The 16,626-nt window shown below is 57.3% G+C and carries 17 protein-coding genes; 12 read left to right on the forward strand and 5 right to left on the reverse strand.

Annotated elements, in window-relative coordinates; all coding sequences use genetic code 11:
* Positions 1-23: 23 nt before the first annotated feature.
* The 3 genes from flgK to SJY29_RS16745 are packed head-to-tail and all read left to right on the forward strand — an operon-like array spanning position 24 to position 3,578.
* Positions 24-1,466 carry a flagellar hook-associated protein FlgK gene (flgK, locus tag SJY29_RS16735; protein ID WP_400085134.1) on the forward strand — a complete coding sequence of 481 codons (1,443 nt, stop codon included), beginning with the start codon at positions 24-26 and terminating at the stop codon, positions 1,464-1,466.
* The gene (locus tag SJY29_RS16740) at positions 1,467-2,471 is read left to right on the forward strand and encodes a flagellin (protein ID WP_400085137.1); all 1,005 of its coding nucleotides are present in this window, start codon (positions 1,467-1,469) and stop codon (positions 2,469-2,471) included.
* Positions 2,472-3,578, forward strand: a complete 1,107-nt coding sequence (locus SJY29_RS16745; RefSeq protein WP_400085140.1) for a flagellar basal body P-ring protein FlgI — start codon at positions 2,472-2,474, stop codon at positions 3,576-3,578.
* A 287-nt stretch (positions 3,579-3,865) separates the two neighbouring features.
* On the opposite strand, the gene fliP is transcribed toward SJY29_RS16745, so the two are convergent.
* From fliP to fliF, 4 genes are read right to left on the reverse strand one after another with little or no spacing between them, the layout of a single operon-like run.
* A complete protein-coding gene (gene fliP / locus SJY29_RS16750; protein ID WP_400085142.1) occupies positions 3,866-4,597 on the reverse strand; it encodes a flagellar type III secretion system pore protein FliP in 732 nt (243 codons plus the stop codon).
* Position 4,598: 1 nt separating this feature from the next.
* Entirely contained in the window at positions 4,599-4,883 is a 285-nt protein-coding gene (locus SJY29_RS16755; protein ID WP_400085145.1) for a FliM/FliN family flagellar motor switch protein, read from the reverse strand.
* Positions 4,876-5,424 carry a hypothetical protein gene (locus SJY29_RS16760; RefSeq protein WP_400085148.1) on the reverse strand — a complete coding sequence of 183 codons (549 nt, stop codon included), beginning with the start codon at positions 5,422-5,424 and terminating at the stop codon, positions 4,876-4,878. The genes SJY29_RS16755 and SJY29_RS16760 overlap by 8 nt, the downstream gene beginning before the upstream one ends.
* Before the next feature lie 12 nt (positions 5,425-5,436).
* Entirely contained in the window at positions 5,437-7,017 is a 1,581-nt protein-coding gene (gene fliF / locus SJY29_RS16765) for a flagellar basal-body MS-ring/collar protein FliF (protein ID WP_400085151.1), read from the reverse strand.
* Between the two features lie 120 nt (positions 7,018-7,137).
* On the opposite strand from fliF, the gene fliL reads away from it, so the two are divergent.
* The 9 genes from fliL (at position 7,138) to SJY29_RS16810 (ending at position 16,123) form a co-directional block, all read left to right on the forward strand.
* Positions 7,138-7,635 (forward strand): flagellar basal body-associated protein FliL, encoded by a 498-nt coding sequence (fliL, locus tag SJY29_RS16770; RefSeq protein WP_400085153.1) that lies wholly within the window; start codon positions 7,138-7,140, stop codon positions 7,633-7,635.
* A 13-nt stretch (positions 7,636-7,648) separates the two neighbouring features.
* Entirely contained in the window at positions 7,649-8,005 is a 357-nt protein-coding gene (locus tag SJY29_RS16775) for a hypothetical protein (RefSeq protein ID WP_400085156.1), read from the forward strand.
* On the forward strand, positions 8,002-8,577 hold the full coding sequence (locus tag SJY29_RS16780; RefSeq protein WP_400085159.1) for a MotE family protein: 576 nt from the start codon (positions 8,002-8,004) through the stop codon (positions 8,575-8,577). Before SJY29_RS16775 ends, SJY29_RS16780 begins: the two co-directional genes overlap by 4 nt.
* Positions 8,578-8,660: 83 nt before the next feature.
* On the forward strand, positions 8,661-9,530 hold the full coding sequence (gene motA / locus SJY29_RS16785) for a flagellar motor stator protein MotA (protein ID WP_400085161.1): 870 nt from the start codon (positions 8,661-8,663) through the stop codon (positions 9,528-9,530).
* On the forward strand, positions 9,527-11,635 hold the full coding sequence (locus SJY29_RS16790) for a hypothetical protein (RefSeq protein ID WP_400085164.1): 2,109 nt from the start codon (positions 9,527-9,529) through the stop codon (positions 11,633-11,635). The genes motA and SJY29_RS16790 overlap by 4 nt, the downstream gene beginning before the upstream one ends.
* 165 nt (positions 11,636-11,800) lie before the next feature.
* The gene (flhA, locus tag SJY29_RS16795) at positions 11,801-13,891 is read left to right on the forward strand and encodes a flagellar biosynthesis protein FlhA (RefSeq protein WP_400085166.1); all 2,091 of its coding nucleotides are present in this window, start codon (positions 11,801-11,803) and stop codon (positions 13,889-13,891) included.
* Positions 13,891-14,670, forward strand: coding sequence for a flagellar biosynthetic protein FliR (locus SJY29_RS16800; RefSeq protein ID WP_400085169.1), 780 nt, complete (start codon positions 13,891-13,893; stop codon positions 14,668-14,670). Before flhA ends, SJY29_RS16800 begins: the two co-directional genes overlap by 1 nt.
* The gene (locus tag SJY29_RS16805; RefSeq protein WP_400085172.1) at positions 14,667-15,746 is read left to right on the forward strand and encodes a flagellar biosynthesis protein FlhB; all 1,080 of its coding nucleotides are present in this window, start codon (positions 14,667-14,669) and stop codon (positions 15,744-15,746) included. Before SJY29_RS16800 ends, SJY29_RS16805 begins: the two co-directional genes overlap by 4 nt.
* Complete coding sequence (locus SJY29_RS16810) at positions 15,746-16,123, forward strand: hypothetical protein (protein WP_400085175.1); 378 nt, start codon at positions 15,746-15,748, stop codon at positions 16,121-16,123. Before SJY29_RS16805 ends, SJY29_RS16810 begins: the two co-directional genes overlap by 1 nt.
* Here the strand turns inward: SJY29_RS16810 and SJY29_RS16815 are convergent.
* Complete coding sequence (locus SJY29_RS16815) at positions 16,111-16,611, reverse strand: flagellar basal body-associated protein FliL (RefSeq protein WP_400085178.1); 501 nt, start codon at positions 16,609-16,611, stop codon at positions 16,111-16,113. The genes SJY29_RS16810 and SJY29_RS16815 overlap by 13 nt on opposite strands.
* Positions 16,612-16,626: the final 15 nt, after the last annotated feature.

Raw genomic sequence — 16,626 nt, forward strand, 5'->3', positions numbered from 1 at the left:
GATTGGATTGACCTGACATGAGCATGTCGAGCGCCCTCAATAACGCAGTGACCGGTCTGACGACCAACGCGCGCATGGCCGAGGTGGTATCCTCCAACCTCTCGAACGTCATGACAGATGGTTATGGGCGGCGCTCGGTAGAGCTTTCTTCCGTGCAAGTCGGCGGTCGTGGAGGTGGCGTCCGCATTGATGCGATCAATCGCTTTGTTGATGCGGGGCTTTTGGCCGACCGGCGCTTGGCAGATGCCTCGCTGAGCGGACAAGACCGCAGCGCCACGATGGTGGTGCGGCTCGAGCAGGCAATCGGTGGTCCTGACGATGCCGCAGGTTTGGGCGCAAGACTGGCCGAATTTGAACGCGCATTGATCAGCGCCAGCAGCGACCCCGCATCCGAGACGCGGCTGGCGTCAGTGGTCAGCCGTTTGCAGGATGTCGCAACGACGCTGCAATCCAACACCAAGAGTATCCAGGCCCTGAGGCAAGAGGCTGATGCTGCGATTGCGCGCGATATCGACGTGCTGAATACGGCATTGAAGCAGGTCGCGACGCTGAACGCCGACATCTTGCGCATCAAAGGGTCCGGTGATGATCCGTCCGCGCTCTTGGATGCGCGACAGCGGGCTGTCGATCAAATCGCGAAAATTGTGCCAATTCGCGAAATCCCGCGCGACAATGGCACGATAGGCCTTCAGACAACGCGTGGTACTCCGCTTCTGGAATCGCGACCGGTTGAATTCGGGTTTCAGCGCACACCGACAATCACCGCCGATATGACCTTGGCTGGTGGTGCGCTTGGCGTCATCACAATTGATGGCGACGTTGTAGACGCCGCGACCGGGATTGGACGGCTCGATGGCGGTTCCCTCGGTGCGGCTTTTGCTTTGCGTGACAAAACACTGGTTGAATCACAAGCATCTCTTGATCTGATCGCGGCGGATTTGATGGCCCGCTTTCAAGATACAACAAACGACCCGTCACTCACGGCCGGCGATCTGGGGCTTTTGACTGATGAAGGAGGGGTCCTGGATCTGGCCGATCTGGCCGGGCTTGCGGGCCGGATTGCATTGAACCCGCTCATTGCGCCGGCGAATGGCGGCAACGCGGCCTTGTTGCGCGATGGTCTGAATGCTGCGGGGCCCGGCCCTGCTGGTGATGCGACGCAGCTCAACCGCTGGATTGCAGCACTCAGCGCGCCACGTGTCGACGTGCCGGGCATGGCGGCACAATCCGCGTCCGGGCGGATTGCAAGCTTTGTCTCCGAGGTCGGCGCGACACGGCTTTTGGCGCAAGAACAACTCAGCTTCACCTCTGCACGGTGGGAAACACTGCGCGAAGCCGAACTTGCTGATGGTGTGGATACAGATGTGGAACTGCAAAAACTGCTGCAAATCGAACAATCCTATGCTGCAAACGCAAAGGTGATCCAGACTGTAGATTTTATGATGCAAAGACTGATGGAGCTTTAGATGTCAGTAGTTTCAGTAGGCGATATGGCGCGCCAGTTTACATCACTGCGCAATGGAAATGCCATCAAGACGGAACTTGCGGAACTGGTTGATAGCCTGTCCTCTGGAAAGGTCGTGGATCTGACCAAGAGCCTTGACGGGGAAACCGCGCGGTATTCCGGGATCCGGTATAGTCTGACACAGCTTGATGGCTATGGTCAGATTGCATCGGAAACGCTTCAAACACTCGCAAATGTACAAATCATTCTGGGTAAGGTTGACAGCGCGCGCGGTGCCACTGCAGAGCGGCTGCTCTTGGTAAATGATACCAGCACATCTGCGCAAATTGACGAAGCAGCATTGGCATCACGGAGTGCCTTTGAAGATATGGTTCTGGCCCTGAACACACAGGTCGCGGACCGCGCTTTGATGGGCGGCACGCGTGTCGACACAGCACCGCTTGCCTCTGGCACAGAAATGCTGGCCCAATTGACGGTCGAAATTGGCGGCGCGGTGGATCAAGCGACGATAAGTGCGACCGTCGACACTTGGTTCAATGATCCTGCCGGAGGCTTTGCAACGCTTGGTTATCAAGGTGATACAGGTGCTCTGCTGGAACGGCGGGTGGCCGACAATCGTAACGTGACGCTGAGTGCGCGGGCTGATGATCCGGCAATCCGGGACGTGCTGAAAGGTGCGGCCCTCGCAGCGCTTGCCAATGATCTACCTGGCCTGAGCCGCGAAACGAAATCCAGCCTGCTGCAAGAAGCCGCAGCCGGACTTTATGGCGCGGCAAGCGACTTGGTTGCGGTGCAAGCGCGCGTCGGCTTTGCCGAGGCCGGTGTTGAAAGAGCGCTGACCGAAACCAATGCGCAACAAACATCCCTGAAACAGGCACAGAACGATTTGTCGCTTGCGGATCCTTTTGAAACAGCGTCGCGCCTACAAGCGACACAGGTTCAGTTGGAGACATTCTTTAGTCTGACCGCGCGCATGTCCCAACTCAGCCTGCTGCGGTACATCTAGATGAAGATGGTGAAACTACTCTGGGTCCTTGCGACGCTACTCTTGCCACAGTTGGCGCAGGCGAATCCGATCCGTATCAAGGATCTGGTTGAGTTTGATGGTGTGCGATCAAACGATCTCGTTGGCTACGGTCTTGTCGTGGGTCTGAATGGTACGGGCGACGGACTACGTAACTCCCCATTCACCGAGGATATTTTAGGCAATATTCTTGAGCGTCTCGGCGTCAACGTCACCGGTGAGCAGTTCCGCCCCAACAATGTGGCGGCTGTCTTGGTGACCGGCGCGTTGCCGCCGTTTGCGCGTACGGGCAGTTCTCTTGATGTGACCGTTTCGGCTATCGGTGATGCCAGCAGCCTACTTGGTGGCACGTTGATTATGACCCCGCTGAAAGCTGCCGACGGAGATATCTATGCCGTCGCCCAGGGAACGATTATTGCAGGTGGTGCTTCTGCCGCAGGTGATGGTGCGGCTGTTATTCAAGGGGTGCCGACGGCTGGCGTCATCCCTTCCGGCGCGACGATCGAGCGGGAAGTGGCCTTTGATTTTTCGGGTCTTTCGACGGTGCGTCTGGCGCTACGTACGCCAGATTTCACGACAGCAGAACGGATCGAGCGCGCGATCAATGCGGCGTTTTCGCGCCATGTGGCTGTGATGTTGGATGCTGGTACCGTCGAACTGGACATCCATGCCACCCAAATGCGTTCTCCGGCCCATGCGCTGGGGCGTGTTGAGAATATTATGGTCGAACCTGAAAGACGCGCGCGGGTTGTTGTGGATCAGCGCTCTGGTACCATCGTCATGGGAGAAGACGTGCGGATCAGCCGTGTAGCTGTCAGCCAGGGCAATCTCACGCTGCGTATTCAGGAAGCGCCCCTTGTCTCCCAACCCAACCCCTTTGCCGAGGGTGAAACCGTTGTCGTGCCCCGGACAGATGTGGATATCATCGAAGAGCCGGGTATTGGCCTGGCAGAGGTCAACGGTGGCACATCCTTGAGCGAAGTTGTTGCAGGGCTGAACGCACTGGGCGTCGCGCCGCGGGATATGATTGATATTCTCAAAAGTATCAAAGCCAGCGGTGCCCTGCATGCGGAATTTATCGTCAGATAGAGGACACGTTTTTGTGGCTGATTTTGAAGGTGCAGCGTCCTGCATGGTTCAATTGTGAGCACGACCTTTTCTGTGTATAATTGTTCGGCTGTCTTTATGCCTATGATCTTGAAACCGCTGCTGGACTGCCCAAGCCGATCGTACGTTCTACAAGATGGGGGACTGTCGCGCGGATGAGTGGGTGATAGTCGTTTGGCAATGGGGTGTTGGCATATACCTTGAATGACTTGCCGCGCGTTTGAACCATGTCCGCGTTCATCCTTGCAAGGACAAAAAAAAGGCGTGGCTCAGACGCCATAGCCCTGTACAAGGCTTTTTGCGATCAAGGTCCACCCGTCCGCCACGACAAAGAATGCCAGTTTGAATGGCAGTGATACGATCGCAGGCGGTACCATCATCATACCCATCGACATCAACACGGCTGCGACAACCAGATCAATAATCAGGAAGGGCATGAAAATCAGAAAACCCACCTGAAAAGCGCGTTCCATTTCGCTCAGCAGAAACGACGGTACCACAATCGACAAGGGTGCATCCTGCGCAGGGAGCGTGTTGGTGATATCCGGGCGTAGATCAGCCAATGCCATGAAGGTATCGGGGTTGATCCGGGTCAGCATGAATTCCTGAAGAGGCACGATCGTTCTTGCAAAGGCTTCTTCGAGTGCAATGTTGCCTTGGATCAAGGGATTGATCCCTTGGTCCCATGCGGCGCGAAACACAGGTTCCATCACAAAATATGTTAGGAACATGGCGAGGCTGACAATCAGCATGTTTGGGGGCGACTGTTGCAGGCCGATTGCCTGCCTGAGGATCGCAAAGACCGTCACAATGAAGGGAAAGCAGGTCACCATGATCGCGATGCCGGGGACAAGGCTCAGCACGGTGATCAGGACAAGCAACTGAATGGATCGTGTCGCCAAGGAGCCGTCATCGCCGAACGTTATTGCAACCTCCTGCGCCATCGCGGGGCTTGCAATTAGCCCAAACAAAAGCACCGCGAGGGCAAGCAGCCGACCCATCCTAGGACAGGTCAGCCTTGTCGTGCGCGACTTCTGTCAAACGCACGGCAAGTTGTCCTGGCTCTGCGCCTTCGGCTTCCTGGAGTTCACCGCGCGCGATGAGGCGATCACCGATGTAGAGTTCGACGGGATCTTCGATCTTGCTGTCGAGCGGTAGGACGGCATTTTCGCCCAGCTGCAGCAGGTCGCGCACCAAAGGGCGCGCTTTGCCCACGGTGACAATCACTTCGATCGGGATATTGTGAAGTGGGTGCGCTTTTTTGGCGGTTTCGGCAGGGTTATCCATGCGGTGTGGTCCTTGTTTCTATGAAATCGGCGGCAGAAAGGATCTGGCGGATATCCTCCAGCATCTGATCAAGATCGACATGCAAGGCATCCTGCCCACAGCGCACCCATGCTGCATTCCTTGTCAGCTCTGGATCAGCCATGAGCGTGACATTGAAGGGGTTCGTTGCGAGTGCAGACGTCACTGCATCGCACCGGTCAGGGTGGACAACCAAGGTGAACTGCGTTGCGGGGTTTTGGGCTGTGCCCTGCAAGAGGATATGGGCAATCTGGCTGGCAAACCCTTCCTCCACGAGGTGTGGAAACAGCTTGTTGCACAGGATATCAAAGAGTGGCCCAAGCGAACGGGTGAGTTCGCCGCGCACCTCTTGATACTTGAATTCCAGATCGGCGATGTTTTGGACAAACTCTTGTTGCAAGGTCGCATGCTCGGATTTTGCCGCAGCAAGCCCTTCGGCATAGCCCTCGGCAAAACCCTGTTCATACCCTTCAGGGGATTGCACCGCCTGCACCGCGTCATCGTCAAATGATTCAAGCTGCATTTTTTGCATGGCTTACGTATTCGCCTTTGCAGATGGCTCTTCGATCCAGTCCTGCAACACCTGAAGCGTTTCGGTTTCGCGCTCGGATATGATGCGCTTGAGCCGCGCGACGGGATCGTTGTCTGCTTCAACCCCCAGCATATCGCCCCCCATGAAACCGCCAAAATCCGACTCGTCCATTGCCATTGCCATCGGCGGGTTGATGTCGATCGGTTCGGCGCGGTCTTCCAATGCCAATGGCCGCGCTTGCGCGCCTGCGGATGTCAATATCGGGCGTACGACAAATAGGCCGAGGATCAAGGCAACAAGCGCAAGAACACCGATCTGGATCAGTTGCATCATATCAAGCGGACGCGCCGTGATCGGGCTGACGGCTGCAGTGCCCAATGCCTCGAAAGGTTCAAATGGCATTGATCTGAGCGTCAGAATATCCCCGCGATCCGGGTTCAGCCCGACGGCAGAGGCGACGAGCGCCTCAAGAGCCGCGAGCTCTTCGGCAGATCGCTGGGTGATCGTCACGGTGCCATCATCGGCGGTCTCGACCACATCGTTGACAAGCACAGCGACGGTCAACCGCCGGATCGCCCCTGGCGCGCGCGTCAACTGGCGCTCGGTCTGCGAGACCTCATAGTTGGTCAAAGTCCGGCTTTCGCTATTTTCATTGCTGGATGATCCGGTGTTCGCACCTGCGTCCCCTTCGGGCAGGTTTGATGCCACGGTCACATCGCCGCCGCGGCTGTCGGTGGCTGTGCCGGTGCTTTCGGTGACGTCGGTACTGATGGCGATGCGACTGTCCGGATCAACCCGGCGTTCGGTGATCATTTCGGTCTCTGTCACCTGATCAACCGAGACTTCGACAACAGCGTTTCCGGCGCCTACCCGTGCGGCCAAAAGCCGCTCGGCGCGTTGGCGCAGGCTCTCGGCCTGCTCATCGCCGCTCGCGCCGTTCTGCGCAGCATCGCCTTGTGACAGCAACCCGCCCGCGTCATCAATGACGGCGACATCATTGGGTGACAGACCTGGTACTGCCGCACCGATCAGGTACTGCAACGCCTTGATTTGCTGAGCTGACAGACCCACCCCGTCCGTGGTTACGGTGACGGCCGCTGTCTGGCCCTGTTCACGCTGGAAAGGCCGTTGGGAGGGGGTTGAGATATGGACGCGCGCCGCGCGGATCTGCGGATTGGCAAGGATTGTGCGTGCAAGCTCACCCTCTTTGGCGCGCCAATAGGCGGCATCAAACATCTGCGCAGTCGTACTGAACCCCGACAGCGAATCGAGCAGTTCGTACCCCTGACGACCTGTCGCCGGCAGCCCCTGACCGGCGAGCGCCATGCGCAGAGAATCGCGTTCTGTGGTGGGCACATAGATCGCGTTGCCACGCACCTCATAGGCGACACCCTGTTGATCCAAAGCCGTGATGACATCGCCTGCGGCGACTGCCTCCAATCCGCCAAAAAGCAGGGACATGTCCCGTGTTCCGGCGCCGCGGGCCAGCAAGAGAACAGCCGCAAAGACGGCCACCGTGACAAATATTACAACGATCCGCCGCTGCATGCTGAGCGCAGACCAGAGCTTGCCAAAGTTTTCCAAGTTGGTTTCTCCATTCCGTGGGCATTCTGCCGATGCGTTGTTTTTGGCTGATGAGACTTAACAATCGGTTAGGGCTTTTCGGTTTATTCACCATGACATGGAGATTTCAGGAGCAGGCCCATGACCGCTGACGCCGATGTCGAACAGGAAGCGCCGCGCAAGGCGTCAAAGCTGCCGTTGATTTTGGGGCTGGTTCTGGCGTTGCTTGGCGGCGGTGGCGGTTTTTTAGCCGCCCAGTCGGGTCTTCTGGGGGGCGGGGCTTCGTCCGAGATAGAAGAGACGGAGATTGCGACCGGTGCCGATGATGCAATGGATATTGCCGTATCCTTTGTCCCGATTGATCCGCTCGTTATCTCGTTGCCCGGCGAAGGCGGGCGCAATTTCCTGCGTTTTTCTGCGCAGTTAGAAGTGTCTCCGCCCTATGTCCCCGAGGTTGAGGCGATAAGGCCGCGGATTGTCGACGTCTTGAATGGATATTTGCGTGCCGTGGACATCGCATCACTTGAAGATCCTGCCGCGCTGGTGCGACTGCGCGCGCAAATGCTGCGCCGTATTCAGGTTGTAACAGGGCCGGGCCGGGTGAACGATCTGCTGATTATGGAATTTGTTCTGAGCTAGAAAGGTGCCGTTTATGACCATGATTGCCGATGTTTTACTTGTGGCCGGCGCATTGGGCGCCGCGCTCTATTGCCTTGTATTGTCGCGCCGGTTGCGGCGCTTTACCGATCTTGAAAAAGGCGTCGGTGGGGCGGTGGCGGTCTTGTCGGTGCAGGTTGATGATTTGACTGAAATCCTGACAAAGGCGCAGACGACCGCTAAGGCCTCGGTCGCGCAGTTGGACGCGGTCAGCGAACGGGCCGAACGCGCGCACAAGCGGCTCGCGTTGTCGATCGCGTCAATGCATGATCTGCCGCAAAAAGCGCAGCCAGACGTTGCGCAAAGCCCCTTCTTTGTCAGACGGCAAAACGTGGACGTTGCGAAGCAATGAAACAGCCGCGCCGCAAGAAAAGGGGGCTTGGGGTTCTTCAGGTGATTACCTGTTTGCTTGTAGCCTCTGCCGTGTTGCGTCTTGCAACAGAAGTGGGGCCCGCAATGGCCAATGAAGGAACCGATGTCTCTGTTGAGGAGGCAAACGTTCCTGCTGCAGATACGGGTGCCACTGATTCTCTCCTGTCGGCGTTGCAGGCACGTGAGCGGCGCATGACAGAGCGGGAAGCACAGTTAACCGCACGTATGGAGGCACTGCGCGTCGCGGAAGAAGAGATCGATCAAAAGCTGGAACAACTTGTTGCAGCAGAGGCCCGCCTGAGCGCGACAATTGCCTTGGCAGACACGGCGGCTGAATCTGATCTTGCGCAGCTGACGACCGTTTATGAGAATATGAAACCGCGCGAAGCAGCCGACCTTTTTGCGCAGATGCCCCCGCGGTTTGCCGCCGGGTTTCTGGGGCTGATGCGGCCGGATGCTGCGGCGTCCATAATGACCGAACTGGACCCTGAAATTGCCTATTCCTTTAGCGTTGTGCTTGCTGGCCGCAACGCGGACGTCCCGACAGAATAGGCGCAGAGAAATCATTAATCCCTTCAGACTAGAAGGGATTCGCAAGCATCTCGTTCTTTTCTTCTAGCAGGGAGCCGCGCCCTATGGTCGGTTTATTCGGTATCGTCTTTGTCTTCGTCACGGTCTTTGGCGGGTACCTTTTGGCGGGCGGTAAAATGGGCATTATCCTTGCCGCCCTGCCCTATGAAATGATCATGATCTGCGGGGCCGCGATTGGCGCATTCGCGATCAGCAATGATGGCTCTGCGATCAAGGCAACGCTTAAGGATCTGGGCAAGGTCGTGAAAGGGCCGAAATGGAAAGCGCAGGATTATCGCGATCTGTTGTGCTTGCTGTTCGAACTGCTACGCGTCGCGAAAACAAATCCTGTCGCGTTGGAAAGCCATATTGAGGCGCCTGATTCTTCAACGATTTTCGGCAAGTACCCGAAGATTCTGGATGATGGCGAAGCAATTGCCTTGATCTGCGATACGCTCCGGTCTGCCTCCATGAATTATGATGATCCGCATCAGGTCGAGGAAATTCTCGAAAAACGGATCGAGGCGACATTGCATCACAAGCTCCACACGACCCATGCATTGCAGACGGTTGCTGACGGTTTGCCGGCGCTGGGCATCGTGGCGGCGGTGTTGGGCGTAATCAAGACGATGGCATCGATCGACCAGCCACCCGAGGTGTTGGGCAAGCTGATCGGTGGCGCGCTGGTCGGGACATTCCTCGGCGTGTTTCTGGCCTACGGATTTGTCGGGCCTTTCTCGGCCAAGGTGAAAGCTGTGATTGAGGAAGACGCCCATTTTCACCAGCTTATTCGTGAAGTGCTGATCGCAAACCTGCATGCCCATGCCCCGAATATCTGCGTTGAAGTCGGGCGCCAGAACATGCCGGGCCATTACCGCCCCAGCTTTGCCGAGATGGAAGATGCGTTGAAGGCGACCAAACAGGATGCCGCATGAGATACTCTGTGTTGCTGTCATTGCTGGTTGTCTGGCCGCATTTGGTGGCTGCGGCACCATTGCGGGTTCAAACGGGTGAACATGCGGATTTCACGCGGGTCGTTGTCGGCCTCCCCCAAGGCACAGATTGGCAAATCGGGCGCACGCCTGCGGGTTATGCAGTGCGCGTTTCTGCCACCGATGGTTTTCTGCTTGATGAGTTCTTCAGATTGATCCCGCGGGATCGGATTTCAGAGGTCTCCCAGTCCCCGCAAGAGGGAGAATTGCAGCTCTTCGTTGACTGCGACTGCCATGCGATTGCGAGTGTCTATATTTCAAATTTTCTGGTGATCGATATCCGTGACGGACCCGCGCCGCCCAATTCGCCTTTTGAGACGGCTCTGGTATTGCCAAAGACAGTCGCGCCGAATTCACCTTTGCCCGCCTCTGTCGGGGTCCCCTTCCGACCGGCGCAGAACCGTCTGCTTCCACTAATAACGCCGCGTTTCCAGTGGGCAGAACCTGAGGTGCCGGTCGACGATGATCAACAAAAGCAAGATGTTGCGGATATCTCTGATCCCACTGTATCGACAGAGACCGCAGACGAAGCACTGCGCAGGATTGCGCAGGCGTTGACGGAAAGTGTCGGGCGCGGACTCTCCGAAGGGCTCTTGCAGGAAGGGTTAAGCGCGCCGTCGGATCCACCCCGAACCAACACAACTGATGGTTTCATGCCGCAAGTGGCGGGGGCGGACCTGCCAGGTGTTGCCGCAAGAACCAGCATTGACCCGCGCGCGATAGAAAGCGCAGTTCCATCGCCCCAGACGCAAGACGGACAGAGGTGTTTGCCCGAAGCGGCATTTGATGTTGCGTCATGGGGAAATGACAGTCCGCCAGGACAGCAGCTTCATGTGGCGCGTAATGGGTTGGCCGCAGAGGATGGCGGGTTCGCTGAAGGCTCTCTTATCACTTTGGCGCGGCTCTATGTATTCTTGGGTTTCGGTCGTGAAGCGCAACAGGCACTGGAACTGGAGGCTGTTCAGTCCCAGGACCGGATCGTCTTGCGCGCAATTGCGCAAATCATCGATGATGAACCTGTCGCCCATGCTGTGTTCGCGGGCCAGGTCAGTTGTCCGACAAATGTCGCGCTCTGGGCGCTTTTGGCGCAGCCCACTGCGCCGACAGATGCACAGGTGAACCGCACCGCTGTTGTGAATAGTTTTCGCGCGTTGCCAGGTTATGTGCAGCAGGCCATCGCCCCGCGCCTTGCACGCGCGCTGTTGGCCATCGGCGCGGAAGACGAAGCGCTCCAGGTGCTTGCCCCGCAAAGCACAACAGACCGCCGCGATATCGCACGTGCCCTTGCCGAAGCGTCTCTGGCCGAAGCATTGGGCGAGGAAAATCTCGCGATGGGTCAGATAAAGGATATTGCGCGCAATGCCCCCCGCACGAGCCCTGAAGCCATGGCGCGTTTTTTTCGTGATGGCGCATCGCGTGGCATCGGTTTCTCGGATGAGGATTTCCTGCTTTCCGATGCGCTCCGATTTGAGACCGCGGATACGCCCGCGGCATCCGACCTCGCCGAAGCGCAAATTGTCGGATATCTGTCTGTTGACCGGTTTGCAGACGCGCGCGCCCTGCAGTTGACGCGTCGGAATACCCTTTCGACAGAGGACTTTGCCGCGGGAGAGTTTGCGGTTTATCTGCAAGCCGCGCAGCGTATGCCGGAAGCTGCATTCCTGGAATTCGTTTGGCAGGAAGATCTGACGCGGCTGGATGCAAAGACGCAGAATATGGTTGCAGAGCGACTGGTCGCACTGGGCTTTCCCGATCGCGCGCTTGCTGTGCTGACCTCACCCGCAGAGGAAGAGGACGCAGCACAAAGAGATGTTCTTATCGCAGATATACTGCAGGCGATCGCAGCGAACCGTTCAACAGCGGACGAAAATGCAAACGTTCCGCCATCTGACGATGCCGATACTTTCGAAAGTACAGTAACGCAGGCATTCAACCCTGTTGGTCAGCCAACGCTGCGCGACAGTCGCTCATTGGTCGACACTGCCGCGCAGGCGCGTGAGAATATTCGTGCACTGCTGCAAACTGTACCTGCGCCCACTGACTTCTGAGTTGGGATTACAGTTTGTAAATCAATTCGGTTTACGACCTGCAAAGAGCGACAGAAGTCGCCCACAAACCGAGGTCGGCAGAATGCCAGTGACAAGATCACATCACATGCGCACCTGTGGGGGTTTGCGCACGATCCAGCGCCGTAAACTGTACGGTGACGCCGTATGAAGGGGCTGTCGGTTAAGACTGTCTTTCAACCAACAATCCTGTTGGCGGTGGCCCTCATGGCGGTCATCGTGATGATGATTTTGCCAATGCCGTCATGGGTCCTCGATATCGGTCTCGCGGCCTCTTTCGCGCTCGCGATCCTGATGTTCACGGTGACGCTTTTCATCGACCGTCCACTGGATTTCTCGGCGTTCCCAACTGTGCTTCTTGCTTCGCTGATCCTGCGTCTGTCGTTGAACGTTTCCTCGACAAAGCTGATCATCGGGGAAGGCCACACAGGGACAGATGCCGCCGGCGAAGTGATTGAAGGGTTCGCTATGTTTGTCATGGGTGGCAGTGTCATCCTTGGCATCGTGATTTTCTGTGTCTTGTTGATCGTCAACTTCGTGGTGATCAACAAAGGGGCCACGCGCATGGCAGAGGTGGGCGCGCGTTTCGCACTTGATGCCATGCCCGGCAAACAGCTTGCGATTGATAGTGACGTGGCTGCCGGCGCGATCGACCACAATGAAGCCAAAGAAAGGCGTGAGCGTGAACAGGCCGAAACGACATTCTTCGGCTCGCTCGACGGGGCATCGAAATTTGTAAAAGGCGATGCAATCGCCGGCCTCTTGATCACAGCCCTCAACCTGATTGTCGGATTGATTGTTGGCATTACCGTACATGATATGCCGGTCGGTCGCGCATTTGAGACATATTCTATTTTGACTGTTGGTGATGGATTAGTATCACAAATACCTGCTGTAGTGATTTCCATCGCATCTGCGCTGCTGCTGGCGCGGGGTGGGGCGACGGGTGCAACAGACCTAGCACTGGTGACACAGCTTGGTCGGCATCCTGCGGCGCTGATGACTGTGGGCATCCTGATGGCGCTGCTTGCGCTGGTGCCGGGTTTGCCCTTTCTCCCCTTCATCCTTGGCGCGATTGCATTGGGCGGTTGTGCCTTCGTGATGGCTTCTGCGGCGCAACGCAACGCCGAAAGGCATGCGGATAATGCGCCGACGGAGGAGGAAAAGCCTGCCCGGAGCTCGCTTGGGGACATGCTTGATCTTGACGATATTCACGTCGAATTCGCGCCGGATCTTGTTGATATGGTGCTTGATCCGGGTACGGGACTGGACGCGCGGATTGCAAATATGCGCAGCCATGTTGCGAGTGAATTCGGGGTGATGTTACCAGAAATCAGACTGACCGATAATCCCGCCTTGCCCCCCGGATATTATGTTGTTCACATTCAGGGTGTCGAACAGGTGCGCGATCGATTGCAGCCAAACCAGATTCTGGCGCTGATGAACGACAGCAGTGCGGCCGATATGCCCGGCGAGGCGGTGAATGAACCGGTTTATGGCGCGCCCGCACGATGGATTGATCCATCGGATCAGGAAAAAGCGGCTGTTGCCGGTCTGACCACGGTGCAACCGGCAGAGGTCTTGGCAACGCATCTGCTTGAAATCGTCAAACGGAATTTCGCCCGCTTGCTCACATTCAAGGCGCTACGGCGGCGGCTGGATGAAATGACAAATCTGAGCGATCCGGATCGCGCCGCAGCAAACCGGCGGATGCTGGATGAACTTGTCCCTGACAAAGTGCCCCTTGATGTGCTGTTGTCGGTCTTGCGGTTGCTGCTGGAAGAGCGGGTGTCGATCCGCAACCTCGGGCTTATCATCGAGGCTGTCGCGGAAGGACGGCAGCTCTTTCAAAGCTCTGATGCCATTGCTGAACATGTACGCCAGCGGCTCGGGTTTCAGCTTGTGGCCAAGATGCGCAGACCGGACGGGACGATCCCTTTGGTACAGCTTGCACCGGAGTGGGAAGATACCTTTGCCACTTATGAAATACGCACCGATCGCGGTAGCGGTGACGTGGCCCTGCCGCCGGAGAGCTTTAACCGGCTGGCCGACGGAATCGCGGAAAAGCTGGGGCAGGCTGCGAATGCCGGTGCTTATGCGGCTGTCGTGACATCCACCCGACGCAGGCGGTTTTTGCGGACGGTCATGGCGGCCAAGGGCATCATGAACCCGGTTCTGTCATTCGAGGAAATTGGTATTGATGCACGGCCTTCTCTTGTTGGACTGGTCCCTGTCTGATGGAGCTCTTGCTGGAATTGCTGCCCTATTCGCAATCCGCACTCTGGAGCGGTTTTGCTGTATTTACCCGTCTCGGGGCGTTCATGGCTGTTCTGCCCGCCTTCGGTGATCAGCCGGTTCCCACGCGCGTCCGGCTGGTCTTGGCAGTCATGTTCACCTTGATCGTTGCACCCTCCGTTGTGCAGACGATTCCTGCGCCGCCCGCGTCCATGCTGGCCGCTTTCGGCCTCTTGGGGATGGAGGCGCTAACGGGGCTGTTTTTTGGTCTCTTCCTGCGGTTCTTTATTCTTGTTCTCCAGATTGCGGGGTCTATCGCTGCGCAGGCCACATCGTTGTCGCAGATCTTCGGTGGTACCGCGGTCGTCGATCCGCAGCCTGCGATTGGCCATATGCTGGTGGTGGCGGGCACGGCACTTGCTGCTTTGTCGGGGCTGCATGTGCAGGTGGCCAGCTATATGATCCATAGCTATGTTCTGGTCCCCTTTGGTGTGGCCCTTCAGCCTGGTCTGGTGGCCGAGGTCGGTGTGGCCGAGGTCGGACGCACGTTTGCCTTGGGTTTTATCCTTGCGGCACCTTTCCTGATTGCATCGCTGGTTTACAATGTTGTGCTGGGTGTCATTAACCGCGCCATGCCCCAGTTGATGGTGTCATTCGTCGGTGCGCCCGCACTGACCGCAGGGGGGCTTTTGCTTTTCTTCCTTGCGGCACCCATCATGCTGGCGATTTGGCTGGCCGCCTTTTCCGCCTTCATGGAAATGCCCTTCGGGTCCATGCCATGAGCGAGGAAGAAGACAGCGACAAGCAATACGAACCGACGCAGAAAAAGCTGGATGACGCGCGCAAGAAGGGCGAAATCGCACGCTCGGCTGATCTGACAACAGCGGCGGCCTATGGTGGGCTTTTGTTGGTGATGCTGACGATTGGCCCGCCGGTTTTGGATGATCTGGCCACGACGCTTGCGGTACTTCTGGAGCAGTCCAATGATCTGTCTGCGGTGATCTTTGGCGGTGGTGGTGCGGCCCTGCATGGCGGTATCCAACAGCAGGTGGTCTGGGGTGTCGCCCCCTGGTTCGGGGTGCCCGCAATATTTGCGCTTGTCAGCGTGGCTTTGCAGCGCGGTTTTTTGTTCACAACCAGCAAAGTCGCGCCAAAGCTGGACCGTGTTTCACCGGTTTCAGGGATCAAGAATAAACTCGGGCGGCAAGGCCTGTTCGAGTTCGCCAAGAGCAGCGCGAAACTGATCATCTATTGTGTGATCCTGGGGTTATTTCTGATAGGCCAGATTGACCAGATCCTTGGAAGCATGCAGTTGCCGCCGCGTCTGATCTTGGCAGAGCTGGGTCGCATGCTTGTTGTGCTGATGGCGATTGTGTTGCTGATGGCGCTGGTTTTGGGCGGTGTGGATTTCATGTGGCAAAGCGCAGAGCACATCCGGAAGAACCGGATGAGCCGCAAGGAATTGATGGATGAATTAAAGCAATCCGAGGGCGACCCCTTTATCAAACAACAGCGCCGTCAGCGTGGACAAGAGATTGCTACAAACAGGATGCTGCAGGATGTTCCGACCGCAGATGTCGTGGTTGTGAACCCCACACATTATGCCGTTGCCCTGAAGTGGGACCAGTCCGCGGGGCGTGCGCCTATCTGTGTCGCCAAGGGCGTTGATGAGGTCGCTGCGCGCATCCGTGAACTGGCGCAGGAACATGGCGTGCCTGTACATTCGGATCCGCCCACCGCCCGTGCGCTGCATGCAGAGGTCGATCTTGGGCAAGAGATTTCGCAAGATTACTATCGCGCCGTGGCTGCAGCGATCCGGTTTGCAGAAGGCATGCGCAGAAAGGCCGCGCGCCGATAATGCAGGAAGACCGGATCAAAGCTTTGGCACAGGTATCCGCCCTGCGGTTTCAGGCCGATCAGGCCCGATTGGCGCAGTTGCAAGCGAAAGAGCACGATTTACGCAAGAACCTGCTAGATCTGGTGCAGCAGCGGAATGCGCGTGCGGCTTCGGTGACCAAAGCGGATGATCCGGCCACGATCGCAGGGGCCGATGTGCATTGGCATGCCTGGGTGGATCAACGGCGCAAGACGATCAACACCGAACTTGCCCAGCTTCTGGCGCAGAAATCCGACTGTCTGGCGAGGGTGCAAAGATCCTTTGGGCAGGATCAGGCGGCCCAAGCGCTATTGAAAAAGGTACAAATGGCGCAACGGCGTTCGCGCTACGAATCCTGACGGACAAGATCGATGACCAGAACGTCAGTGACGCTCGGGCCGCTGATGTCTTGGGCCACGCGCAGCAGTTCGTTACGCAAGGCACGCATTTTTGTGCCAGTCGTAAAATTCCCGGAAAAACCGCCGTTATTGGCATGATCAAACATCACCTGCAGAAAACGGTCACGTAATTTGGGCTCTGCGGCAAAAATGGCGGTACGGCTGCCTACCGTGACCTCAAGGTTCAGCGACATAACGACCAGTGCGGCAACCATTTCGTCTTCTACAACGGGGATGATGAACTGGTTGTTCAGTTTTGCATATTCCCGTTCAGGCGACGCGGCAGCAGCGTCTGGCACACCGGATGTCTCGATTGCCCCTTCGGGCGTTGGGCAGTCAAGCGCGCTTTCTGCATCCTGCTGTTTTGGCGGCGTCAGAAACAACCCAGCGCCGGCGCCGGCGCCCGTTCCGGCAAGTAGCAGTATGACAGGTATCAAAATAGCTTTCATGCGATGCTTTGACCT

The organism is Yoonia sp. R78084 (assembly GCF_044595625.1).
GTDB lineage: Bacteria > Pseudomonadota > Alphaproteobacteria > Rhodobacterales > Rhodobacteraceae > Yoonia.